Annotated in this window: 18 protein-coding genes; 4 read left to right on the forward strand and 14 right to left on the reverse strand. The window is 38.8% G+C overall.

The features are described 5' to 3' along the window. Position 1 precedes the first annotated feature (1 nt). Together ACN9MR_RS19740 and ACN9MR_RS19745 are read right to left on the reverse strand one after the other, a co-directional pair. Positions 2 to 2797 (reverse strand): 2-oxoglutarate dehydrogenase E1 component, encoded by a 2796-nt coding sequence (locus ACN9MR_RS19740; protein ID WP_426326258.1) that lies wholly within the window; start codon positions 2795 to 2797, stop codon positions 2 to 4. Between the two features lie 188 nt (positions 2798 to 2985). Further along, the gene (locus tag ACN9MR_RS19745) at positions 2986 to 4260 is read right to left on the reverse strand and encodes a DASH family cryptochrome (RefSeq protein WP_426326259.1); all 1275 of its coding nucleotides are present in this window, start codon (positions 4258 to 4260) and stop codon (positions 2986 to 2988) included. A gap of 176 nt (positions 4261 to 4436) precedes the next feature. On the opposite strand from ACN9MR_RS19745, the gene ACN9MR_RS19750 reads away from it, so the two are divergent. From ACN9MR_RS19750 to ACN9MR_RS19760, 3 genes are all read left to right on the forward strand, one after another. Then, on the forward strand, positions 4437 to 6047 hold the full coding sequence (locus tag ACN9MR_RS19750) for a DUF4139 domain-containing protein (RefSeq protein ID WP_426326260.1): 1611 nt from the start codon (positions 4437 to 4439) through the stop codon (positions 6045 to 6047). A 62-nt stretch (positions 6048 to 6109) separates the two neighbouring features. Further along, on the forward strand, positions 6110 to 7012 hold the full coding sequence (locus ACN9MR_RS19755) for a TIGR01777 family oxidoreductase (RefSeq protein ID WP_426326261.1): 903 nt from the start codon (positions 6110 to 6112) through the stop codon (positions 7010 to 7012). Positions 7013 to 7177: 165 nt separating this feature from the next. Continuing rightward, on the forward strand, positions 7178 to 8479 hold the full coding sequence (locus ACN9MR_RS19760; RefSeq protein WP_426326262.1) for a cryptochrome/photolyase family protein: 1302 nt from the start codon (positions 7178 to 7180) through the stop codon (positions 8477 to 8479). Here the strand turns inward: ACN9MR_RS19760 and ACN9MR_RS19765 are convergent. The 8 genes from ACN9MR_RS19765 to ACN9MR_RS19800 form a co-directional block, all read right to left on the reverse strand. Then, positions 8469 to 9377, reverse strand: coding sequence for an FKBP-type peptidyl-prolyl cis-trans isomerase (locus tag ACN9MR_RS19765; RefSeq protein WP_426326263.1), 909 nt, complete (start codon positions 9375 to 9377; stop codon positions 8469 to 8471). The genes ACN9MR_RS19760 and ACN9MR_RS19765 overlap by 11 nt on opposite strands. A 3-nt stretch (positions 9378 to 9380) precedes the next feature. Further along, complete coding sequence (locus ACN9MR_RS19770) at positions 9381 to 9866, reverse strand: FKBP-type peptidyl-prolyl cis-trans isomerase (RefSeq protein ID WP_426326264.1); 486 nt, start codon at positions 9864 to 9866, stop codon at positions 9381 to 9383. 90 nt (positions 9867 to 9956) lie between these two features. Further along, positions 9957 to 10403: an FKBP-type peptidyl-prolyl cis-trans isomerase gene (locus ACN9MR_RS19775; RefSeq protein WP_426326265.1), complete on the reverse strand. Its 447-nt coding sequence runs from the start codon at positions 10401 to 10403 to the stop codon at positions 9957 to 9959. 325 nt (positions 10404 to 10728) lie between these two features. Beyond that, positions 10729 to 12522: an acyl-CoA dehydrogenase family protein gene (locus tag ACN9MR_RS19780; protein ID WP_426326266.1), complete on the reverse strand. Its 1794-nt coding sequence runs from the start codon at positions 12520 to 12522 to the stop codon at positions 10729 to 10731. A 186-nt stretch (positions 12523 to 12708) separates the two neighbouring features. Then, complete coding sequence (locus ACN9MR_RS19785; protein ID WP_426326267.1) at positions 12709 to 13062, reverse strand: four helix bundle protein; 354 nt, start codon at positions 13060 to 13062, stop codon at positions 12709 to 12711. A 105-nt stretch (positions 13063 to 13167) separates the two neighbouring features. Continuing rightward, complete coding sequence (locus tag ACN9MR_RS19790) at positions 13168 to 14343, reverse strand: acetyl-CoA C-acyltransferase (RefSeq protein WP_108198048.1); 1176 nt, start codon at positions 14341 to 14343, stop codon at positions 13168 to 13170. Positions 14344 to 14480: 137 nt separating this feature from the next. Then, positions 14481 to 16886 carry a 3-hydroxyacyl-CoA dehydrogenase NAD-binding domain-containing protein gene (locus tag ACN9MR_RS19795; protein ID WP_426326268.1) on the reverse strand — a complete coding sequence of 802 codons (2406 nt, stop codon included), beginning with the start codon at positions 16884 to 16886 and terminating at the stop codon, positions 14481 to 14483. A 76-nt stretch (positions 16887 to 16962) separates the two neighbouring features. Then, positions 16963 to 17397, reverse strand: coding sequence for a MarR family winged helix-turn-helix transcriptional regulator (locus ACN9MR_RS19800; protein ID WP_426326269.1), 435 nt, complete (start codon positions 17395 to 17397; stop codon positions 16963 to 16965). Positions 17398 to 17507: 110 nt separating this feature from the next. Between ACN9MR_RS19800 and ACN9MR_RS19805 the strand changes: the two genes are divergently transcribed. After that, positions 17508 to 18485 (forward strand): hypothetical protein, encoded by a 978-nt coding sequence (locus ACN9MR_RS19805; protein WP_426326270.1) that lies wholly within the window; start codon positions 17508 to 17510, stop codon positions 18483 to 18485. 283 nt (positions 18486 to 18768) lie between these two features. On the opposite strand, the gene ACN9MR_RS19810 is transcribed toward ACN9MR_RS19805, so the two are convergent. The 4 genes from ACN9MR_RS19810 to ggt form a co-directional block, all read right to left on the reverse strand. Next, the gene (locus ACN9MR_RS19810; protein WP_426326271.1) at positions 18769 to 20091 is read right to left on the reverse strand and encodes a DUF6089 family protein; all 1323 of its coding nucleotides are present in this window, start codon (positions 20089 to 20091) and stop codon (positions 18769 to 18771) included. Positions 20092 to 20496: 405 nt separating this feature from the next. Beyond that, on the reverse strand, positions 20497 to 22215 hold the full coding sequence (locus ACN9MR_RS19815) for a DUF885 family protein (RefSeq protein ID WP_426326272.1): 1719 nt from the start codon (positions 22213 to 22215) through the stop codon (positions 20497 to 20499). A 115-nt stretch (positions 22216 to 22330) separates the two neighbouring features. After that, on the reverse strand, positions 22331 to 24667 hold the full coding sequence (locus ACN9MR_RS19820; RefSeq protein ID WP_426326273.1) for a GAF domain-containing protein: 2337 nt from the start codon (positions 24665 to 24667) through the stop codon (positions 22331 to 22333). Between the two features lie 47 nt (positions 24668 to 24714). Then, positions 24715 to 26436, reverse strand: a complete 1722-nt coding sequence (gene ggt / locus ACN9MR_RS19825; protein WP_426326274.1) for a gamma-glutamyltransferase — start codon at positions 26434 to 26436, stop codon at positions 24715 to 24717. Position 26437 lies beyond the last annotated feature (1 nt).

Consider the following 26437-nt stretch of genomic DNA (forward strand, 5'->3'; position numbering starts at 1 on the left):
TTTAATCTATCTGAACTAATTTTTTTGTTGCTTTTTTGGCGATATCCTTTACATCATCCGTTACCGAAATCTCTAACGCTTTTGCTAAAATATAAGCCTGTTGATTAGCATGTTGTTTTGCAAAACCTGTTGCAGTACTGCTGCTTTCTCTTCTCGAAATTACATCAATACCTTTTAAAGCTGTTTTGTACAACCTACGGAACAAATATGGCCATGCGCCCATGTTCTCTGGCTCTTCTTGTACCCAGAAAACTTCTTTAGCATTTTTATATTTCTTCTGGATGGCTTCCATCTGATCAACCGGAGTTGGATACAGCTGCTCTACACGAACCAGGGCTACATGTTTCAATTTATCAGCCTGTTGTTTCTCCATTAACTCGTAGTAAATTTTACCGCTACAGAAAACAATACGTGTTACATCTGCAACTTTAACATTTACATCGTCTATTACTTCTTTAAAACCACCTTCGGTAAATTCTTCTAATTTAGAAACACAAGCAGGGTGGCGCAATAAACTCTTAGGTGTAAATACCACCAAAGGTTTACGGAAATCGCGCTTAAACTGACGGCGTAAAACGTGGAAGAAGTTTGCCGGAGTAGTACAGTTAGTTACCTGCATGTTATAGTCGGCACAAAGCTCCATAAAACGCTCAATACGTGCTGATGAGTGCTCCGGTCCCTGACCTTCGTAACCGTGAGGCAATAACATTACCAAACCATTTTCGCGTTGCCATTTGGTTTCGGCACTTGCAATATATTGATCGACAACAATTTGTGCCCCGTTAAAGAAATCGCCAAATTGTGCTTCCCAAATGGTTAAAGCATTCGGGTTTGCCATGGCGTAACCATACTCGAAACCTAAAACGCCGTATTCTGATAAGTGTGAATTGTAAATATCGAAAGCAGCCTGTTGATCAGAAATGTTTGCCAACGGTACATATTCTTCCTCACTATCCTCAAGGGTTAATACCGCATGACGGTGAGAGAATGTGCCTCTTTCTACATCCTGGCCGCTTAAACGAACACGTTTACCTTCTGATAACAAAGTACCATAAGCCAGCTGCTCGCCCATTGCCCAGTCGAAAACATTGGTTTCGTTAACCATTTTGCCACGTTCAGCAAATAGTTTTTCGATTTTTTTGAAAAACTTTTTATTAGACGGCAAAGCAGTAATACGCTTACCAATTTCCAATAAAGTAGATTTTTTAACAGCAGTAACAGGAGAAGATTCGAAATCTTTAGGTGTAGCCATACGCAAATCTGCCCATGCACCACCAAATTTAACTTCGGCATTACCTGCAACAAATTCTTTAGCTTCGTTTAAGCGTTCCTGCAAAATACCACGGAAATCTTTTTCCATTTCTTTTGCCAAACCAGCCTCTAACTTACCCTCTTTGGTTAACTGATCGATATAGATTTCCCTTGGATTAGGGTGTTTTTCGATTGTTTTGTATAATAATGGTTGCGTGAATTTAGGCTCGTCAGACTCGTTGTGGCCGAAACGACGGTAGCAAAGGATATCAATAAAAACATCGTTTTTATATTTCTGACGGTATTCCATTGCCAGGTTAATTGCATAAACCAAAGCCTCAGGATCATCACCATTTACGTGAAAAACCGGAGATAAAGTTACTTTAGCAATATCGGTACAATAAGTACTGGTACGTGCATCTTTATAATTGGTGGTAAAACCAATCTGGTTATTAATTACCAGGTGAATGGTTCCACCAGTTTTATAACCTTCAAGGCCTGCCATCTGAATTACTTCGTAAACAATACCCTGTCCGGCAACTGATGCATCACCATGAATCAAAATTGGTGCTAAGCGGCTATTATCGCCACCATATTTGAAATCGATTTTCGAGCGGCTCATTCCTTCTACCACACCATCAACTGTTTCTAAGTGCGATGGGTTAGGACATAAACTTAAGTGAACACTTTTACCCGAAACGGTAGCAACATCCGTAGAATAACCTAAGTGGTATTTTACGTCGCCACCAAATGGTGTATCTGGATTGTAGCTTTTACCTTCGAACTCAGCAAAAATATCTTTATATGTTTTTTGCATGATATTGGCCAGCACGTTTAAACGACCGCGGTGCGCCATACCAATTACAAATTCTTCAATACCTAATTCAGCACCTTTTTCGATTACCGAATCTAAAGCAGGGATTAAAGCCTCTGCGCCTTCTAACGAGAAACGTTTTTGCCCCAAGAATTTTGTGCCTAGGAAATTTTCGAAACTTACTGCTTCGTTTAATTTCCGGAGAATGCGTTTTTTCTCATCGATTGAGAAGTTAGGGGTATTACGTGCACTTTCCATTTTTTGTTGAATCCAGTTCAACACTTCTGGTGTACGTAAAAACTTAAATTCGGCTCCGATAGAACCTGCGTATGTTTGTTTTAAAAAGGCTACAATGTCTTTCAATTTCGCCGCACCGATACCAATCTCAACACCAGAGTTGAAAACGGTTTCTAAATCGGCATCCGATAAGCCAAAATTTGCAAGGTCTAATGTTGGTAAGTGTTTACGTCTTTCGCGAACCGGATTGGTGTGCGTAAATAAGTGACCGCGGCTACGATAACCATCAATCAGGTTTAAAACATTAACCTCTTTTAAAAATTGTTCAGGAGTTTCTGCTGTTACTGCAGGAGCTTCCGAACCTCTTCCAAAATCGAAACCTTCGAAAAATTTCTGCCAACCAAATTCAACAGACTCAGGATCTTGTTGATAGGATTGATATAAAGACTCTATATATTCGGCGTTTGCGCCATTAAGATAAGATAATTTATCCATTATTAACTATTTACTATAAGCACTACAAAATTAGAATTTTACCTTATATAAACGGCAAAAATCTCGATTAAAATGAGAATTATTGAATGAGAAAATTATTGAGTGAGAGAATCACAAAAATATGACTTTAACTTATCGGGAAATCTTCAAATTCAATCATTCAAAACGCAATCATTCAACCCTTACAACTATGATGCCCAAGTTAGGGAGTAGTTTCCTTTCGGATCGAGGTTTTTGATATTTTTATCAAGATCGAAAACACTTTTTGATTTCTGATCGTTTCCTACACCAGCTACATTGGCCCAATTGCCCCAGTTACTTGCAGGGTTATAATCAATCAGCTTTTCTTCAAAATATGCTGCGCCAAAAACCCAGCTTACTTCTAAGTTATTGATCAGATATAAGGCAGCGGTTTGTCTGGCGATATTTGAGATGAAGCCAGTCTGATTTAACTCTGTCATCACCGCATCTACCACAGCAAAACCTGTTTGCGCATTCTTCCATTTACTAAAATTATCCTGCTCATTCACAATATCAATCAACCCCTGGCTGCCAAACCCATCCGGGCTAAAAAAAGTATTGCCATATTTTTTAAACATGAAGCGGAAATAATCTCTCCAAAGCAGTCCTAATAAAATATGGTTGAACATGGCTTTGGTATTGGGTACACCTTCCATTTTTTTAATTTCCCAGTATACTTTTCGTGGTGATAAACTGCCCATGGCCAGCCATGCCGATAGTTTTGAAGCCAGAATTAAATTCTTGGTTGTTGCAGCCTGCTGCATAGCCACAATCACTTTTTGGAGATGGGCCAAACCTTCGGCCTCGCCACCAGCAAATTCAAAATCAGAACGCTGGTCTTTTTGTTGTGGCAAAAGATTAAGGTCTTCTAATGATGGTAAGGTACCCCAATCAATCACTTCGGCTACATTAATCCGGTCGGGTGCTGCAAAGCAAGGTTTGATAATCGAATCGCGTTCAATTTTCTTTTTAAACTGGTTAAAAGCATCGGGAATATCCTTAATGGGAAAAGGCAGGTCTTCCTTATTGTATAAGGTATGGCCGATAAAATGTTTAAGATTGATGCGTAATTTCCAAAGTGCATTTTCTACCAAAGTTGAAATATGCGTTTCTTCGCGTGCTACTTCACGGTGATGGTAAACTTCGGTAATCTCATATTCCTGAACAAGTTGAGGAATAATATCTTCGGGGTTGCCTTCGGCGATAAGCAAGTTACCGCCAATCTGTTTTAAAGAATTGCGTAATCCTAAAACACTTTCTAAAATAAACTGTGCTCTAATATTACCTGTTTTTAACGTACCGTATTTTGTTTCGCCAAAAGAACGGCGATCGAGAATGTAAACAGGCAAAATCGAATCAGATTTAGCAATTGCCTCGACCAGCATTTCATTGTCATGCAATCGAAGATCATTTCTAAACCAGACTAAAATTTTTTTGGACATCTTTTATCGAAAAGGGTGTAAGAACGCTTTTACAAATTTATCTTATTTTTCTTCTTCATCAAACCCCTAAATAATTCTTTACAAATAGGTAACAAAAAAAACGCTTTTATGGAAAATGAAGTATTAATACATCTTTCAATCAAATATTGATCTTCAACACACCTTAATAAAAAACTATGAAACGAATACTCATCAGCCTGTTATTTCCAATAAGCGTATTTGCGCAGCAACAGCTAAAAAGTAAAGCTATACTTGAAAGTGTAACTGTTTATAACAACGGAGCACAACTTTTGCATAAAGGAAAGATAAACCTTCCATCAGGAACATCAGAAATTGTAGTCAACAATATTTCCGGACGGGTAAATGAAAATTCGATACAGGTTAGTGTTTCACCGGGAGTTACCATTTTATCTGTTCAATTTAATAAAGATTTTCTGAATACCGATGCCGCCAATCCTGAAATTAAAAAACTGAACGATAGTGTTAAAATAGTAAGCAACGAATTAATTAAAACAAAAAATGCAAAAACCATTGAAGAGCAAACTTTGCTATTACTCGATGAGAACAGAAAATCGGGCGGGACAGCTAATGGAACAAATGTGGCAGAACTGATCAAATTAGCAGAATACTACCGCACAAAAAATGCAGCGGTTAGGAATGCCATATCAGCACTCACATTGATTGAGGATAAACAAAACCAAAAACTAAACGCATTTCAACAGCAGATCTCCGAATTAAGGAACAATCCTAACCAGCAGCTGGGGCAATTGGTTTTACAGTTAATGGCCAAAGAAAATATAGATGCCAGTTATAATGTTTCATATGTTACACCAAATGCAAATTGGCTGGCAAGTTATGATATAAAAGCGATGAGCACCTCAAATCCGTTAGACATAGTGTACAAGGCAGCCATTACACAGAGCACAGGTCTCGATTGGAAAAAAGTTAAACTTTCTTTATCTATCGGTAACCCAAGTTATAACATTACTGCACCAAATTTAAACCCATGGTTTGTATCCACCTATCAACAACAACTACGGATCAGAGGAATGGCGTCGCCAATTGCCGACAAAAGCGAACTAAGTGAAGTTGTGGTTGTGGGTTATGGCGCTGAAAAAAAGAAAAATTTTACCGGTGCAGTTTCTACCGTAAACGATTATACGACTGTTAACGAAACCCAATTGGGTGTAACATTTGATATTGATATCCCCTATGATGTGAACAGCGACAACAGGCCTCACACCGTTGCATTTAAAGAATATGCAGTACCTGCCAAATACAGATATTATGCTGCTCCAAAACTAAGTACCGATGCTTATTTACTGGCTGATGTAACCGACTGGGAAAAATTGAATCTCCAGGCCGGAAATGCCAATATTATTTTCGAAGGTACCTATACCGGAAAATCATATATCAACCCAGCGAACATTTTAGATACCCTTAGTTTAAGCATGGGAAAAGATAAAAAGATTATTATCACAAAAGAGAAGCAACAGGATTTTAGCAGCACAAAATTTATTGGGTCGAATAAAAAACAAGTTTTTACTTATCTGATCAAAATTAGAAACACTAAAAAAGAAACGATAGACCTATCACTTAAGGACCAATATCCGCTATCGACAGAGAGCGACATCGAAACCGAATTGTTAGAGAACAGTGGCGCAGAGGTAAATAAAGAAAACGGAATGCTCTCCTGGCAATTAAAAATTGCCCCTAACGAGACCAGGACTATCAAATTAAGTTACTCGGTTAAAGCTCCTAAAAATAAAATTATTGCAGGTCTTTAGTCTTTAGTCTTTAGACTTTAGACTTTAGAAAAACCCTTTTGTATCTTTAGTGTTTTAAAAAGATGGCAAAGAAGATTCTGATTACCGGGGCTACGGGACTTGTTGGTACTGAGCTAAAAAAACATTTGCTAAGCAAGGGTTATGAGGTGAATACACTTTCGCGAAAGAGAGATAACGATCCGAATAATTTTGTGTGGGATGTTTACAAAGGGACTGTTGATGCTGATTGTTTGAATGATGTAGATGCCATTATCCATTTAGCGGGAGAACCCGTGGCGGATAAAAAATGGACCGATGAACGCAAAAAACAGATCATCGATAGCCGTGTAAAATCGACAGAATTACTCTTTAAAACAATTAAATCGAAACCCGACAACCGACTAAAATCGTTTATTTCTGCTTCGGCTGTTGGTTTTTATGGCGATTGTGGTGATGAAATTTTAACAGAAGAAAGCCCGAACGGTTACGGATTTTTAGCAGAATGCTGTAAACTTTGGGAAGATGCCGTAGATCAAGGCAAAAAGCTAAGCCTCAGAATTGTAAAACTCCGCACCGGAATCGTTTTAAGTAATCATGGCGGCGCCTTACCACAACTCGATAAACCTGTAAAGTTATTTGCCGGAGCAGCATTAGGCACTGGCAAACAATGGACTCCCTGGCTGCACATTGATGATATGGTAGAAATGTACGTCGAAGCCATCGAAAATCTTAAAATGGAGGATTGTTATAATGCCTGTGCGCCTTTTCCGGTCACCAATAAAGCATTAACCAAAGCGATTGCCAAACAGCTGCACCGCCCTGTTTGGCCATTTAAAGTCTCTAAAAAAGTACTATCGCTATTATTGGGAGAACGGGTAGAAGCCGTTTTAATGAGCAACAATACCTCGGCACAAAAAATTCTGGATGCAGGATTTAAATTTAAATTCACCCATTTGGAGGATGCTTTGAAAGACCTTTATAAGTAGGTTAAATATCGTCATCCTGAATTTATTTCAGGATCTTTGTATATCATTATACCTGTACTAAAAGATGCTGACCATGTAGTAGCTACAAGGCAATTGAAAACGCTATACCTACTTGTAAAACAAGTTCAGCATGACGTAAAAATTAATTAATAATAATTCACCTAAATGACTCCAATATCCATCTTTTGGTTCCGTCGCGATTTACGCTTAGCAGATAATGCTGCTTTGTACCATGCACTTAAAAGCGGTTATCCGGTTTTACCATTGTTTATTTTTGATCAGAACATATTAGATAAGCTTCCAAAAGATGATGCACGGGTAACCTTCATTTATCAAACTATTGAAGATTTGAAGGAAGAACTTCAGCAATATGGATCAGATTTATTGGTAAAATATGGCAAGCCCGAAAAAATATGGTCAGAAATTTTAAAGGAATATGATGTGAAGGGCGTGTACACCAATCACGACTATGAACCTTATGCCCGCGAACGTGACGATAACATGGCCGAATTTTTAACCAGCGAAAAAATAGCCTTCAAAACGTACAAGGATCAGGTTATTTTTGAAAAAAACGAAATTTTAAAAGCTGATAAGACGCCTTACACTGTTTTTACACCTTTCTACAAACAATGGCATGCCAAGCTGAACGATTTTTATGTGAAAGCTTACCCCACTAAAAAATATCTTAAAAATTTATTGCAAATCAAACACCTACCCCATCCAGGTTTAAATAAAATGGACTTTGAAAAGAGTAAGCTGGATTTTCCGAAAATCAATTATAAAAACAAACTCGATGATTATGCAAAAGAGCGCGATTTCCCTGCTTTAGATGGCACCACTCACATCGGCTTACACTTGCGGTTTGGAACATTAAGTATTCGGAAAGCGGTTAAGGATGCATTGGAAGCAAAATCGAATGTATGGCTTTCTGAACTGGCCTGGCGGGAATTTTATATGACCATACTTTGGCACTTCCCTTACTCCGCTTTCGATTCGTTTAAAAAACAGTACGATAAAATAAAATGGCGCAACAACGAAGATGAATTTAGGGCCTGGTGCGAGGGCAATACTGGTTATCCGATTGTTGATGCAGGGATGAGGCAGCTTAACCAAACCGGCTGGATGCACAACCGCGTGCGCATGGTAGTAGCGAGTTTTTTAACCAAACATTTACTCATCGATTGGCGTTGGGGAGAAACGTATTTTGCTGAAAAATTATTGGATTACGAAATGGCAAGCAATGTGGGCGGCTGGCAATGGGCAGCCGGATCAGGAAATGATGCAGCTCCATATTTTAGGGTTTTTAATCCTGAACTTCAAACCAAAAAATTTGATCCCAAATTTGAATATATTAAAAAGTGGGTGCCGGAATTTGGGACAAAAAAAAATGCCCAACCAATAGTTGAGCATACTTTTGCAAGGGAAAGGGTTTTAAAAGTTTTTAAAGAGGCTTTATCTAATTTGTAACCTTTACAATTTCAATATCGAAATCCAAAACAGCGTTAGGGGGGATAGAGTTGCGCCCACCAGCTCCATAAGCGAGGTCAGAAGGAATGAAAAGTCTAACCTTTGTTCCTGCTTTAAACTTAGTAAGTAATCCCCATCCGGCTATTACACCGTTCAATGTCGTTGAGAAAGTTCCATCTGTTGAAGAGTCAAAACTGGTGCCATCTAAAAATCTTCCTGTATACTTAAGTATGAGTGTACTTTCATTGGTGATTACATCCGAACCAGTGCCTTCGGTTCCAACAATATAGTATACTCTGCTTAAATCTTTAGTTGCTGTTAAATTTTTAGCCGTTAAATAACTTTGAATCTTCGCATCATCAAATAACCACTGTTTGCGGTATGGATAAGTTTTGATTATAAAATCAAGATTTTCGTTTGAAGGGATCGGGCCTGCACCATTTCTACCAAAGGCCAAATATGATGGCAACAAAATTCTAGCTGTACCTCCTGGTTTTAATTTAAGCACAGCTGTCCTTATTGCAGGTATATTGTAGGTAATAGTTGTTGATAAAGACGATTGGAAAAAGCTATTTAAATATCCAACATATGTACCCAAATTGCCGTTCGATGGAGACTGGAGATAAGTTGTTCCATTCGTCATAGATTTAACTGTTACATCATACAATACTGAATCTTTATTTAAGAAAAGCGTACCATCAGTAGGGTTTGTAACCTGAAAATAAAATCCTGTTTTAGCAGAATCAGGTTGCATTTGAGTCAGGTTGTTTTTTGATATATATGCTTTTATAGCCGCATCATCTATAGTTTGAGCAGTATCATACTCTTTTTTACATGAGCTAAAGATTGTAGTAGCCAGTAAAAGTGCGAATAGGCTAAGTTTAGTAAATTTGTTCATTTATTATTGTACGTCTGTAAGTGTTATAGTAAAATCGAGTATTGAATTTGCCGGGACCGAAGTTGATGAGCGCGTTCCATAAGCATAAACTGATGGTATAATTAACCTGATCTTACCACCTTTTTGTATTTTCTGAATTCCGATCTGCCAGCCTACGATCACATTTCCCAATATAAATGATATAGGAGTACCATTAGTGGTATCGAAAACAGTACCGTTTAATAGTTTACCTTCATAATTGGAGGTAATTTTAGTAGAAGCTTGATAAGTTACACTTCCTGCCCCAGGCTCTAATATCTGATAAAATATACCACTGGCATCTTTCGTAGCCTGGATATTATTCGTCTTAACAAAAGCACTTATTGCAGCAGTATCGGCCTTAAATTGTGGAGTAGGATCGTAATCATCTACTGGTTCATTTTTCTTACAGGCTGCCAAGCATCCTGCAAGGCAGATCATGAGTATAAAATATTTAAACTTAACCATCATCCGCAAAAATAAGCTTTTAATACGGATGCTACAATTTTTAACCTATTTTAACAAATATGCTACTGTAAAACGTAGCTGATTAATAGCCCACTACTGTACATTCGAAAGTTGTATGGTAAAATCTAGTACGGAGTTACCAGGAATAGTACCTACCGAACTGCTTCCATATCCCAAACCCGGTGGCACGATCAACCTGATTTCGCCACCTTTTTGGATTTTAGGAATGCCTATTCTCCAACCTTGGATCAGTTCGGCAAGATTAAATGTTTGTTCTTTGCCTCCTCCATTATCAAATACATTGCCACTTAACAACCTGCCTTCGTATTTAATGGTGATTTTGGTATTACTTGGATAAGTAAACGAACCTGTACCGGGTTTAATGATCTGATAATACAAGCCAGAATCGTCTCTAACTGCATTAATATTATTTTGCTTGATGAAATCTGTAATCTGTTTTTCAGGGTCTTCATCTTTTTTACAGGATGAAACAACAGCTACACATAAAAGAAGTACCGTAAGAAATCTAAATTTAAACATGCGCGAAAATAGGATTTTAATAGCATAAAGCTAATGGGTTATATTTTTTTGAAGCGCAATCTTCCACCTCTTCGGTTATTGCAAGCCTGCTTTACAATTTATCTTTTCCACTTCCCGATGGTGTCAGATGGTAATATCTGACACCACGGAAATCTTCATGCTTTTATAGCACCTCTAAAAGATTTAGCTTCGCTGAGCCTTAGGGTTCTCGACTGCGTTGCACTTCGCTCGAAATGACGACAAATTCGGAGGGAAACAAAAAAAGGTTTAGGCCCTGAGTAAATGCACCCAGGCCCTAAACCTTAAACCCTACACCTTACCCCTCTTAAAAGATATATTTGTTCGCCTCAATAAGCTGTTGCGCAACTCTTTGGCGGGCATCTTTAACATTAAACGGTTCTACTTTTGTAAAGCGGCGTAAACCAACCAGCATCATACGTTGCTCATCCCCCTCCGCAAAAGCCCAAAGTGCTTCTTTACCTGCTTTGGCTATGCCATCAACCGCTTCTACTAAATAAATTCTCAACAGATCTAATTGACCTGCAATGGCTTCTTCGCCGCGGGTACTTGCTAATTTTTCTGTTCTCAACAACGCCGATTCGAGCACATAAACATAACTCGCCATATCGGCAATGTTCATTAAAATTTCCTGCTCTTTGCTTAAAGTCATCATCAATTTTTGAACCGCAGCACCAGCCACCATTAAAGTTGCTTTTTTCAAATTCGAGAGCACCTTTTTCTCTGCAGCAAACAGGGTAGTATCTTCTTCACCAAAATCGGGGATGCTCATCAATTCGGCTGCAACTGCTGTAGCTGGCGTCATTAAATCCAGTTCACCTTTCATGGCGCGTTTCAGCATCATATCAACTGTCAACAAACGGTTAATTTCATTTGTACCTTCGAAAATCCGGTTGATACGTGCATCACGGTAGGCCCTGTCCATTGGCGCATCGGCACTAAAGCCCATGCCACCGTAAATCTGCACACCTTCATCCACAGTATAATCTAAAGCTTCAGAACCCCATACTTTTAAAATGGCACACTCTACCGCAAATTGTTCAACAGATTTTAACCTCGCTTTACCAGATTCCATTCCACCTGCAACCAGTTGATCGTAAGTGTCATCAATATTTTGTCCGGCACGATAGTTTGCAGAATCAACAGCATAAAGTTTAGCGGCGATTTCTGCAATTTTAAAACGGATAGCGCCATATTTAGAAATCGGCCGACCAAATTGAATCCGTTCGTTCGAATAATTAATCGCTGTATTTAAAGTTGCTTTTGAAGCACCAATAGCTGCTGCTGATAATTTGATACGACCGATATTTAAAATGTTAACCGCTATTTTGAAACCATTTTCTCTATCGCTCAACATATTCTCAACAGGTACAGGGCAATCGTTAAAGAAAACCTGACGGGTTGAAGAACCTTTAATACCCATTTTATGCTCTTCGGGATTCATAGTGATGCCACCGAATTCCTTCTCCACAATAAATGCGGTTAAGTTTTTATCATCGTCTATTTTGGCAAATACGATAAAGATATCAGCAAAACCACCATTGGTGATCCACATTTTTTGTCCCGTGATAATATAGTGTTTACCATCGTCACTTAACTTGGCCTTCGTTTTACCAGAGTTTGCATCCGAACCTGAGTTTGGCTCGGTTAAGCAATAAGCAGCCTTCCATTCACCCGAACCGAGTTTAGGAATATATTTTGCTTTTTGTGCTTCATTACCATAATATAAAATCGGTAACGTCCCAATTCCGGTATGAGCGGATAGTGCAACGGCGAAAGAGTGGCCTGCACCTACTACATCTGCAACCAGCATGGAAGTATTGAAGTTTTTACCAAAACCGCCATACTCTTCCGGTACCGAAACGCCTAAAATACCCAGTTCGCCAGCTTTGGTTAAGAGTGTTGGCATTAGCTCAGGATCTTCCTGCTTGTCAATTTTATCTAAATTGGGATAAACCTCAGCCGCCAGAAAATCGCGACAGGTTTGTGCAATCATCTGCTGCTCTTCATCAAATTCCTCAGGGATAAATACTTCCTGATAAGTGGTATCCTTAATTAAGAATTCACCACCTTTAATTGTCTTTTTTTCAGTTGTTTCCATTTTAATAGTATCTAGTAATGAGTATCTAGTATCAAGACAAAGCTTAACACTAGATATCACTAAATTTTAATATTGGGCAGCTATTATCAGGTATCAAAACTGTGCTTAAAAACTTGATATCGCTTATTATTTTTTTCTATTATTTCTTTTATTCAATCTGGACACTTTATACTCAAACCTTAATGCTTACACTTTGATACTTCTATCCAAAGCATAAACCATTTTTTGAATCTCAGTAGTTTTCTCAATCAAATCTGCTGATAATTCAGTATCTAGTAATTCAAGTCGGTTTGAAATAATCAATTGGGTCTCTAGCTCAAAAGCTGAACCTTGGCTTATGTTCAAAAAATATTTGAATTGAGCACCACTTCCTCTACCAGAACCCTCAGCTATATTTGAAGGAATTGATACTGAACATCTTTTCATTTGTGAAATCAGTCCAAATCTTTCTTCATTCGGCAAGAGCGATGTCGCTTTATAAACTTCAACAGCTAATTCGATTGATTTTTGCCAAACTTTTAGTTCTTTAAAATTATGCATATATATTAGTATTAGTGACTGAGTAATATGTCGGGATGATTTTATAAACTGGTTTATTCACCTGCTATTAAATCTTGATACTACATACTCATATCTCGATACTAATTAAAGCAACTCAAATATCCCCGCTGCACCCTGCCCGGTTCCTACGCACATGGTTACCATTCCGTACTTTTTGTTTTGTCTTTTTAGCTCATTCATAATCTGCACGGTAAGTTTTGCTCCTGTACAGCCCAGCGGATGCCCCAATGCAATTGCACCACCATTTACGTTAATTACATCAGGGTTTAAATCCAATGTTCTGATTACGGCTAACGATTGCGAGGCAAAAGCTTCGTTCAGCTCGATTAAATCGATATCTTCTTTTTTCAAACCTGCCTGTTTCAACGCTTTTGGAATAGCCTCAATTGGGCCAATCCCCATAATGCGTGGTGGAACTCCTGCGATACCGTAGCTTACCAACCTGGCAATAGGTTCTGCATTTAATTCTTTCATTTTCTTTTCAGACACCACCAAAACAAAAGCTGCTCCATCTGATGTTTGCGATGAATTACCCGCGGTTACACTTCCAACCGCATCGAATACGGGTTTCAGTTTCGCCAATTTATCTAAGGTAGTATCTGCACGTGGACCTTCATCGGTATCAACCACATATGAACGGGTTTTCTTTTTAAGGTTGGCATCAAGGTAATTTTCGTTTACCGTGATTGGCAAAACACCATCTTTTAAATGACCATTTTTTATAGCGTGAATGGCTTTCTCATGAGATTTTAACGAAAAAGCATCCTGATCTTCGCGGCTCACATTGTATTCTTTAGCTACTGCTTCGGCGGTTAAGCCCATACCCCAATACCAGTCTGGATTGTTTTTTGCAACTTCTGCATTAGGAACGAGTTTCCACCCGCCAAAAGGCATTCCGCTCATAACCTCTACACCACCTGCAATAATACAGTCGGCCATACCGGCTTTAATTTTAGCAACTGCCGTGGCAATGGTATCTAAACCTGATGCGCAGTAACGGTTTACGGTAACACCAGGAACTTTATCGGTATCCAAACCCATCAGCGAAATCATACGGCCAATATTTAAGCCCTGCTCTGCTTCCGGAGTAGCGTTACCCACAATTACATCATCAATCTGTTCGTTATCTAAATTCGGAACCGATGCCACTAAAGCCCTGATTACTTCTGCGGCTAAATCATCAGCTCTTGTAAAACGGAACACGCCACGGGGTGCTTTGCCCACTGCTGTACGGTATCCGGCTATAATATATGCTTCCATTGTTTTAGTATCTAGTAGCCAGAATCAAGTATCAAGACCTAATCCTCGCATTGTTTTATTTGTTAATTAATGTAAGTAAAGCTTTATTCGTGATTCGTATCTTGATACTTGATACTCATATCTAAATATTTAACTTACTAATTCCTCAACGGTTTCCCTTTAGTAATAATTGATTGAATCCGCTCTAACGATTTACGCTCACCGGCAAGAGATAAAAAGGCTTCTCTTTCCAGATCCAATAAATATTGCTCGGTTACTTCAGTTGGAGCCGATAAATCGCCGCCGCACATTACATAACCTAATTTTTCGGATATTTTTTTATCGTGTTCAGAAATGAAATGCCCTGCATACATGCTATTTGCACCAGCATAAACAATTCCTAAACCTTGCTTTCCTAATACTTTAATATCGTTCCGTTGCACGGGCTTCGTATAACCGGCATCAGCAAGTTCTATTGCTTTAGCTTTTGCATCGGCCAATAAGCGGTTGCGGTTCATCGAGATCGAGAATTTATCTTTTTGCAGATAACCCAGTTCGTAAGCCTCGTAACCCGAAGTAGAAACTTTCGCCATTCCGATGGTTAAGAAACGGTCTTTCAAAGCATTCTGCACAATCTGATCATCCTTATATTCATCAGATGCACGCAAAGCAAACTCTTTAGTACCTCCACCACCGGGGATTACGCCAACACCAAATTCAACCAGCCCCATATAAGTTTCGGCCGAAAGCTGAACATGATCCGCATGTAAACTAAACTCGCAACCTCCGCCCAAGGTTAGATTATGTGGTGCCACCACAACCGGAATAGAAGAATAACGGATGCGCATTGAAGTATTCTGGAACATTCTGATCGCCATGTTCAATTCATCCCACTCCTGCTCTACCGCCATCATAAAAATCATACCCACATTTGCACCGGCAGAAAAATTTGCACCATCGTTCCCGATTACCAAACCGCGGTAATCTTTTTCGGCCATATCAATCGCTTTGTTGATACCCGAAATCACATCACCGCCAATGGTATTCATTTTGGTGTGGAATTCTACATTCAGAATGCCATCGCCCAGATCGATAACCGAAACACCTGAGTTTTTCCAAAGGGTTTTATTTTCGCGAAGATTATCTAAAATGATAAACTCATCGGTTCCAGGTAAGGCTTTATAACTTTTAGAAGGGATATCGTAATATTTTTTAACACCGTTTTCTACTTTATAGAATGAAGTATTTCCGGCATCGAGCATTTCATGCACCCAAGCCGCAGCCTTATTGCCATATTGTTCCATTCCTTCAATCGCTTCTTTAACACCAACGGCGTCCCAAAGTTCGAAGGGACCAAGCTCCCAACCGAAACCTGCACGCATAGCATCATCAATACGGTACAATTCGTCAGAAATTTCAGGAATTCTATCTGATACATACTCAAATAAACCAAATGAAGAATGGCGGAACAATTCGCCTGCCTTATCTTTTCCTTTGGCAAAAATCTTCATCCGCTCCCGAAGATTTTCAACCGGCTTAGTCATTTCTAAGGTGGCCGATTTTACTTTTTGCTGCGGTTTATATTCTAATGTTTTTAAATCAAGCGCAAGGATTTCGGTTTTACCCTCAGCAGATTTTGTTTTTTTATAGAAACCTTGCTGGGTTTTATCTCCAAGCCATTTGTTCTCTTCCATTTTTTGCACGTATGCAGGAAGTTTAAACAAATCGTGTGCTTTATCATCCGGACAGTTATCATAAAGCCCTTTTGCTACTTTGATCATGGTATCTAAACCTACCACATCCGAAGTACGGAAAGTAGCCGATTTTGGTCTGCCCAAGGCCGGTCCTGTAAATTTATCAACTTCTTCAACCGTTAAATCCAGCTTTTCGACTAGGTGCAGAAGCGCCATAATCGAATAAACACCTACACGATTGGCGATAAAAGCTGGCGTATCTTTACATAAAACAGTTGTTTTTCCTAAAAACTTATCGCCATAATGCATCAGAAAATCAACAATTTCAGGTTGAGTGTGTGGCGTAGGGATAACCTCCAACAATTTTAAATAGCGGGGTGGATTAAAAAAGTGTGTACCACAGAAATGCGACTTAAAATCTTCAGTCCTTCCTTCAGCCATTAAGTGGATTGGAATACCGGAAGTGTTCGAGGTAATCAATGTGCCGGGTTTACGGAACTGCTCTACCTGCTCGAAAACTTTTTTCTTGATATCAAGATTTTCGACCACAACCTCAATTACCCAATCGTAACCAGCAATTTTTGGCATATCATCGTCGAAATTCCCAGTTTTGATCTTATTTAATGCTTTTTTGGTATAAACCGGAGATGGGTTTGTTTTTACAGCCGTTTGCAAGGCTGTATTAACAATCCGGTTTTTTACAACTGGATTATCCAGTGTTAATCCTTTTGCCTGCTCTTCGGGACTTAGCTCTTTAGGGGCAATATCTAACAACAAAACCTCTACACCAATATTGGCGAAATGGCATGCAATACGCGACCCCATAATACCCGAACCTAAAACTGCAACTTTATTAATGCTTCGTTTCATTATCTATTTGCTTTTCATTAGTCTGATAGAATCATTTATGCTGCAACCTATCAAACAGATTTGATTGTTATATTTGTTAATCAACAGTATAGGCTACCGTGATATCGTTTAGTTTTATCAATAGGTTAATGAAAGTCTCTTTCTCCTTTTTAGAGAAATGCTCATCGAGATATTCATTAAATTTCCGAACAACACCTTTGGCCAAATGTTTTTTCTCTTTGCCGAAATCAGTTAGAAAAACTTTTACCGATCGTTTATCGCCTGCAGATGTTTCACGGTAAATGAGGTTGGCCTCTTCCATATTATTTAACATGCGGGATAAACTGGTAGCTTTAACCCCAAGCAAGCCAGCTAAATTTGAAACCGCAGTTCCCTCGGTATCATCTATATTAATAAGCATGTAACCGATGGCCTGGGTAATCCCGAAACCAGATGCCATTTGATTGTACTTATTAAACATATTTTGCCAGGCAAACTTAACGTGGTAATCTATGGTTTGTTGTTGTTTCATTTTTGTTAATTTATTATGCTTGCATAACAAAGCTAATGAATGTATTTTGTTAATGCAATAGAAAAATTCAAAATATTTGTCAAATTTTTCTTATCATAGCCATACACAAAATGAAAACACTTAAGATGTTTAAAGCCAGAGGAATTCTCCCATTTAGCCTGTTTATTTTATGGGCTACAATTTGTAAAAGTCAGGTATCTTATTTTGGGGCTGCTCTTTTAAACAGTCAAAAATTAGAGACATTTAAAAAAACAACAACCTTGTTTACTTTACAGTATACGGATTATGCTGAATTGGAAAAATTTGATCAGGCCATTAAAAAAAACTGGACGATTACACCTTATAAAATCATTAAACCCGAAGAGCTTGCTCGTTATGATACACTTGCTAATTACTCTTTTTTTTATTTCGATGGATATGCTGAGAAGCTGGATAGTACAACTAACGTAAATGTGGTTTATGCATTAAAATTAGTAACGCCATCTAAAAAACCCAAGGTAAAGGAAGAAAGTATATTGGCAACAGTTACACTTTTTGCTGATCGGAACACCAATCTGCTGGTTGAAACGCAGGATCAACAATTTGGATCAAAAAGAAGTATAAAAAATAATATTTTATCAAACTTCTATAACAAGTCTAGCTTCCTGAACTGGTCTCCAGGATTTTTAACGGGTTACTTAAAACAGATCAATGATGGATTGCTCTCAAATAAGAACTGTACTTTAGATTATCAATTTTACAATAAGGTACGTTTACCAGAATTAGCAAAGGAAACACTGTACGTACCCGAATATATTAAGGAAGTGTTTTCTTCAAGACTGGCACTTTTACCACCATCAGGTATAATTTCTGAACCTTATAATTATAAACTCAAATTTGTATCGTATAAGGTGCTTGATAGTTTAATTTTAAACAAAGAAACACATATTAAATACGTGGTTTACACGCAACGTTCGGACGATAAAATTATAAGCGTTTACGATAGCAAAGACGATAAAATCATTTATCAACGCTTTTATCCACAATCTCCAAATTTTGAAATGAATGATTTAAGCGAGATTAAAAAAGTAATTGTTACGCTTAAATAAAATATACTTAAAATATCGTTGAGTAATACTTTTAGGCATTTCAATAATAATGTAGTAACCCCGAGCCAAGCCTTCGCGAGCTCACCGAAGGCAATTCATTTGAAGGTCTATTTTGCAACAAAGATGCTGACCACGAATTAGCTATTAGACCTTTAAACAATAAAAACTACTAATAAAATAAATTCAGCATGACGATTGAGCAGGAATCTGATATAAATAAAATCTATTTAAAATAAAAAGTCCCGATTTTCATCGGGACTTTATCCATATGGTTAATAACAGACTAGTAAAGGGTGAACTCTACACGACGGTTTTGTTGACGACCAGCTGCTGTTTTATTAGTAGCAATTGGTTGACCCATACCATAACCTGTAGCCTCAATGCGTGATGCATTAGCACCTTGAGAAACTAAGTAAGCTTTTACAGATTCTGCTCTATCTTTCGATAAACGCAAGTTTAATTCTTTTGAACCTGTATTATCTGTATGACCAGCTAATTTTAAGCTAAAGTTTTTCTGGATTAATAATGCTGCAACTCTGTTTAAAGAAGCATAAGATTTAGAACGGATGGTTGCTTTACCTAAATCGAACTCTAAGTTTTTAATCGCTTCGTTAACAACTTTACGATCTTCTTCTGTTACAATTACTTTTTCGACAACTTTTTCCGGAGTTTTTAATGGACAGCCAGAACCGTCAACAACAGTGCCTGCTGGTGTATCAGGACATTTATCCAATTTATCTGCAACACCGTCACCGTCGCTATCTTTTAAGATATCGTTTAGTTCTGAACGTAATTTCGCATTATCAGCTTTTTGAGCATTTAAATCAGATTTTAAACCTTCAGCAGTTTGTTTTGCTTTTAAAGCTTCATCATAAGTTAAAGCTACCGGGTTGTGGAAAGCCAATTGTTTTCCAGTACCTAATGCAAACTCTAAACCAGCATAAGCGTAATTGTATTTATCGTTTCCGTTTTTGTAGTAACCATCTAAGTTATCACCATCAACAAAGTTGATTGTCCAACCTAAATCTAAATTAACCGCATCAGAAATTTTAAATTTAGCACCTAATCCTACAGGAATAATTAATTCGTTGATGTTATCGCCACCACCAAATTCCGAAGTTCCCGCTGCGGTAGTAATTGTGGGTTTGTAAGCCGCAATACCAGCACCAGCAGAAGCATAAAGTTGTAGCGTGTTCTCTTTTTTAAACATATCAATGTTGAACATGTTTACTACAGCGTTCAAACTTCCTGAATAAGATAACTCTGTGTCGAATGCTCTTACTGGAGAGTTGTTTACCAAACCGCTTTCATAAGGCTCGGTATTATCGCCCTTTAACTTACCGCGAACTCCATCTAAACGAAGAGAGAAATAAGGTGTAAATTGTTTTTTAATGTAAAGACCATAACCTAAACTTGATTTGTTGTTACTGAAATCATTTTTTCCACCTAATGGGGATAATGGCGTAAGTACACCAGCATTTACACCGATAGACCATGTCCTGAACGTTGTTGTGGAAGTTGCAGGGCTTTCTTGAGCTGAGGCAACCGACCCGATGAGTAAACCAGCGAGTGCAACTGGGAGTGTTTTAAATAGTTGTAATTTCATAAATTTTCTTTTAACGTTGAATAAGCGTTGGCACTCGTATTACAATAGCCATACCAAAAATACAAGCATGTAAAAATACTTATCAACTTTTCAACACTAATCGCCAGTGCAATACCCAGACGAAACTAAAAAATAAGTTATAAAATAGTAAACGCATGGCTTTCATCTGCTTAAACCTTATTGGCTTTCCAAAATCAAAATATTTAGATTCGGGCCTTAGTACTCCTATTTTCTGTTGACATTTTACGAATGGAGGTAATTGTCAGTACCCTTCTTGTGTTAAGATAGCTAAATGTCAATTTATCATGTTGGATGAATCACTCCTGCAAATCACGGATAAATTTTTTCATTTTTTTTTGAAATCTATTGCCTCATGTTGTAAGCACATCTGCCAAATATTGTACACTATTTAATGTCTCCGGCAAATTTCCATCGGGTACTGAAATTTTCTGGCAGCTGCTGGTTGGTTAACAAGGCCCTTACCATTTCTACAGGCATATTATTTTCACGGAGTATACGATTATGAAACTCAATATTGGTCATTTTACCACTTTGCACCAGTTCTTTGTGCAATGCCCTGAACTGTAATCCGCCTAACATGTACCCAATTTGATATAACGGACCATAGCCTCCGGTAAACGATCTACGAACCTCTGCTTCTGCGTTAGCACGCTCAAAACCCACCCGATCTACCAAAAAGTCGATACACTGCTGAGGTGTCCATTTGCCTAAATGGTAGTTCATTGAAAAAATAATACGCGCACAACGGTGCATGCGCCAAAAAAGCATTCCAATTTTATCTTCCGGAGATTTTGCAAAATTCTGGTCCCACAATAACATCTCCCAGTACAGCGACCATCCTTCCGTCCAGAAAGGCGTACCAAATACTTTGCGGTAAGGTTTGTAGCGGCTTTGCATAAAATACTGAAGGTTGTGCCCAGGAATAAGCTCATGAAAAACTACAGCTCTGGAAAAATGCCTGTTATTGCCACGTAAGGTCATCATTTTAGCATCCTCGGTCATATCTTCTGTTGGATAAGCAATTAATACCGATTCTCCACCTAGAAAAAACGGGGCAAACAATTGTTCCTTCGGAGTTAACATGCGCATGCGCCAGCCTTCTTTGGCCAAAGCTGGAATGGCGATTAATTTATTTTTCTCTACAAAGCCTATTGCTTCGTTAGCCAGTTCATAAACCAGTTCGGGCTGTTTCCCTAATTCAGGATAATCTGTTTTTACTTTTTCCAGTGCTTTTTTCCAGTCGTTACCAAAGCCCATTTGTTGCGAGGCTTTAAGCATTTCGGCATCACACCATGCAAATTCCCTCATGGCAATGGCCTCAATCTGCTCAGGCGTATAGGCAATCATCTCATCTTTTAAACTACTTAATAAAGCTGTTCTTCCTATGGGATTGCCAATAATGCCACTTCCATCGTCTTTAGCATCTGAAGGTTTGGCTATTTTACCCAATACAGCTGCATAATCCTTTAATGCATCTACAACATCAGGATAAACTGTTTTGGTGGCTTTGGTAAATTGCGGATCGTAACCATCATAAAATTTATAGGCTTCAGTAAATACAGTTAGGTATTGATTAACGGTTTGCTCTGCCCAAGAAGCCTGTACTGGCGTAACTGCCAAGTCTTTGTTTTCTACAGCTTTTGTGGCTTTCTGAATGGCCTCTTTCAGTTGTTCGAATTGTTCTTTGGTAATTTTACCATCTTGTTGCTGACCAATCCTTCGCTTTGCTTCAAAATCCAATAATATTTTGGCAAAAGGCAAAGTAAAAATGCTGCTTCTAAATTCGGCATAGTTCTGTTGCAAACTTGCAGAATCTGATCCGATATCGCGTTTAAGCAAAATATAATCTACCCTTTCATTTACAGTTAGCTTGTTAAAAGGCAATGCCTTTAATTGTTTTTGCCATTCAGTATAAAAGCGCTCCATCCGCTTAAAGTATTCCTCCGATCGCTTGAGCGTATATTTACGGTTAAGCATGGTCTCGTCTGATTGGTATTGATTAATCAGTGGACTCAGCAGGCTGGCTTCATTGGTTTGAGCGTGTAATTGTAGGGTAACTGTTAGAAACAAAAACAACGGAAATAGTTGAAATAGTTTACGCATAGCGATTGGGCATTTTAATTAGCTGACGCAATATAGCTAAATCGTTAAGTATTTGCAGCAGGGTGCCTGTGTAACTTATTGAAGATATTAGACTTAAGGCAGCTCAATTAAATGTTTAAAAAATAGTTAAGCGCAATGCCTTTAATCCGCTTAGTCCCTGTAAATCTTCCAAATCAAGATCTTCAGTTTCAGGTTTCAGTACACCAGTTTCCTGCAGGTATTTTACAAATGGAAGGTAATCGTCAATATCCCTCTTATTGAAATAGATCAATGCCAGTTTATCGGGTTGGGTAAGGCGCTCCTGCGAATTGCGAATGAGGATCTTATCAATCCTTTTTTTGATCATCTGATACCTGATATTGTAAGCCCCCTCTACATCGAACTTCCGCTCGTCGACCCTAAAGCTAATGTCTATTGGATGGTTGTGAATAAAGATAAGTTGTGTAGTGGCCAACTTAACGGCCAACTCGGGCTGGAGCTGCTGAACCATCCTGGCAATCTCAGCCATTGATGATAGTTGCCATAACCGTATATTTTTAAGATGAAAGTGATTAAAAATCCGATCAGGTGCGATAGACTGCCCGATATAGATGTCGTATTCAACACCATCTGTTCTGAATTTTTCGAAATAACAGGGGTAAGAATCTTGCAGTTTTTCGCGTTCACTTTCAAAATAATTGTTAATGGCTGTATTGATCAGCTGCATAGATGTTTCCAGAGCCTGCCGATGTTTATACACCTCGCCATGAGGCGTCGAAATGCGATCAAGATATTTACCGATTACTTGTTGGGTATTAGGATGCGATTGGGAAATGAGCTTTAGGTAATCGCTGGTTTCTTCTTTAAGAAAAATATTGAGGCTGTTTTCATCAGTTGTATTCAGCTCATCGTCCTGCAAAATATCACTCCATTTATTGCAGTTAAAGATAATTTCTACCAGCAAAGCATCACTATAAGTTTTGCTCAGCTCTTCCAGCGTTTCACGAAACAGGCTCAGGTGCAGGCTCAGATCGGCCTTACTGGCTGTATTACGTTCAGTAGTAGAATTTCTAATATCTATTGCACCATAAAAAGGGTAAACATCTGCAAAACTAATATCCTCGTTATGCTGCGGCAGATTCCTTTTCTTATTGTAAAGGTGATGCCATGCTGCTTCGTTAAACTTCCACTGTACAGCAGGCTGGATAGAGGTGTATTTTTCTTTGATGATGTTTTCAATCTCGAGATTAAATTCGTCGATATAGACCTGTAAGAGTTGAGCAATAGGTGCTAAGACAGGCTCCAATAAAGTAATTTTCTTTTCATCGAAAGTTTCGCCAACCCAGGTATGCATCCCCAATACACCTACCAAAATCTGGTTATGAAATACAGGTATGAGTGCCATCGATTTTACATTCAATTCCCTAAACCTGTCTAACCAGGGAAACATCTCTTTGCTTTCAGCCCAGATATCGGGCGAGTAAAACGAATTCGGATTTGCAGCATAACCTTCGGCAATCTGCCGGAAAGCTTCAGGGCTTAAAGTTTCTTCACCCCACACCGAAAACAACAAGCCACTTCCGCCTTTTACATACCCATAAACCATTTTATTGTTTACCCTCACGAAAGGGAAAAGATCGAATTGGATATTGGCATTTTGCACCAGCACTTTTAGCGATTGTATCACTTCTCCATAAGCGCCACCCTCGCTGCCTGGCACGCGGCTCAACCTTACACTTTTAATATTTTCTACGGCCTGCTTGGCGGTAACATCAGTAATGGTAAGCACTGAAATACCTCTAAGCTCAAAAAGCGTTAATGGCAACACTTGCTGTAGTTTATCCAATCCAGATTCTTCACTCAAATACTGTTGTAACTCGCGGTAACTAAGATCGGGCAATGGCTGCTTAGCCTTTACTTCGATAAAACTGGCATTAACACCAATATGAAAATAACCTGGCAAACCATTATCGGAGTTGATGCCTGAATGGTATTTTTCTTTTAAAGGTGCGTGGAACGCATATAATTCGTTAAGAATGAAGGAGTAGATAAAATGCAGGCGATCATGCTGATGTTGCTCAAGCGTTTTTGAGCCGACAAAACTGTTTTGATCTTTCTCTTCATGTTCGAGTAGTTCGTACATCAGCTCCGTTCCATAAAAAGTAATGGGTTGCATTGGCGCACAGAGCCCCCAGGCCTGATGATCTTCTGCTAAAAGTGTTGGTGAAAGACAGGCATACATATGTTCCAGCAATAATTCGTGCTGATAAATATCCTCAATAGCGATAACCTGTTCATCAATTCCCTGCTTTTTAAATTCTTTTAAGGCATTGCTATAAAGAGTAGATTTTACGGTCCGTTCTTCTTTAATTTTTCGTTGCAGGTATTTGATAAAAGGACCAAAAGAGATGGCCGAATCTACCTGAGGTAAATCTGGATAATTTCGGGCAAGATTAAATATGCGCTTTTTCATCTCTTTAAACTTTAAACCCTAAGATAAAAAATAGATGTGAGAAATTGCTACCATCCAACAGCCTTATCATCTCCCCTCGGGTCGGCACCGCCCTGATAATTGCCCCATTTAGTTTTTAAGATGGCATCAACCCTGCCGATTGGGCCTCTAGGCACAATTTTATAGCCTTTTGCTTTTAATTTTTCTATTGATAAGCTATCGATGGCATCTTTTTCTATATATACTTCATCTGGCAGCCATTGGTGATGAAACTTTTTGGCAGCTACCGCCGACTGCATCGACATGTCAAAATCGATTACATTTATAATGGTTTGAAATACGGATGTTATGATGGTTGAACCACCCGGAGTACCTACCACCATAAATAATTTTCCCTCTTTCTCTACAATACTCGGGGTCATAGAGCTTAACATTCGTTTATTGGGTGCAATTGCATTGGCTTCGCCACCAACTAAACCGTACATATTAGGTGCGCCAGGTTTAACGGAGAAGTCATCCATTTCGTTATTTAGCAGAAATCCCGCTCCTTTTACCGCAACTAGCGATCCGTAAGAACCATTTAAGGTAGTGGTAATGGAAACGGCATTTCCATCGCGGTCTACAATAGAAAAATGTGTGGTCTCTTCGTGCTCTGCTCCTTTTATTTCACCGGCCAAAACAGCGCTACTTGGTGTTGCTGCTGCCCAGTTAAAGTTTGACATGCGTTTTTTATTATAATCGGCGCTCAACATTTGTTGTTGTGGAACAGCGTAAAAATCAGGATCGCCTAAATGTGTTGCCCTATCGGCATACACTCTTCTTTCGGCTTCTACAATTACCTGAACTGTAGAGTCTGCATTATGGCCCCACTTTTTTAATGGAAAATTTTCTACACTTTGCAGCAATTGAATTAGTGCAATACCTCCACTCGAAGTTGGCGGCATGGTAATAATCTTATAGCCTCTATAGTTACCCGTTATGGGTTTACGCCAGGTAGCATGATAATTTCTTAAATCTTCTTTTGTAATAAGTCCTTGGCCCCGTTTCATTTCTGCCACAAGCGAATCGGCCACAGCACCTTCATAAAAACCCGCCCTACCTTTTTCCTGGATCAGTTTTAGCGTATTACCAAGCTCTTTTTGAACCAAAAGGTCATTTCCCTGCCAGGTGCTCTCTAAATTTACGAAGGCCGTTCCATCTGGATTAAAATCCATAAACTTTCTATGCAAGCCATTCAATTCGCTTGCCTGCCGCTTGGTAATTTTGAAACCATTTTGCGCCAAATTTATTGCCGGTTGTAACACCTGTGCCCAGGAAAGCTTTCCATATTTTTTGTGTGCCTCTACCATACCATCTACTGATCCTGGTACGCCCGCTGCTAAATGCCCATATAAACTTTTATCTACAATTGGATTGCCGGCCGAATCGAGATACATATCTCTACTGGCTGCCGCAGCTGCTTTTTCTCTAAAATCTAGAGCATTTATTTCGCCATTTGCACCACGATATACCATAAACCCGCCCCCACCAATATTTCCGGCGTTTGGGTAAACCACAGCAAGTGCAAATTGAACCGCAACGGCTGCATCAACCGCATTCCCACCTATTTTTAAAATATCTATACCAACTTGCGATGCTTCTGGATGGGCAGAAACCACCATCCCATTTTTATATTCACCGCTGTTGTTTTTACCCAATTGTCCGGTTACGCAACCAGCCAATAACAGCACAACGCTTAGGTATATAAACGATTTTTTAAAGTTATTGAGGGGCTTTATAGTTTTCTGCATC

Source organism: Pedobacter sp. R-06, assembly GCF_049913135.1.
Classification (GTDB): domain Bacteria; phylum Bacteroidota; class Bacteroidia; order Sphingobacteriales; family Sphingobacteriaceae; genus Pedobacter.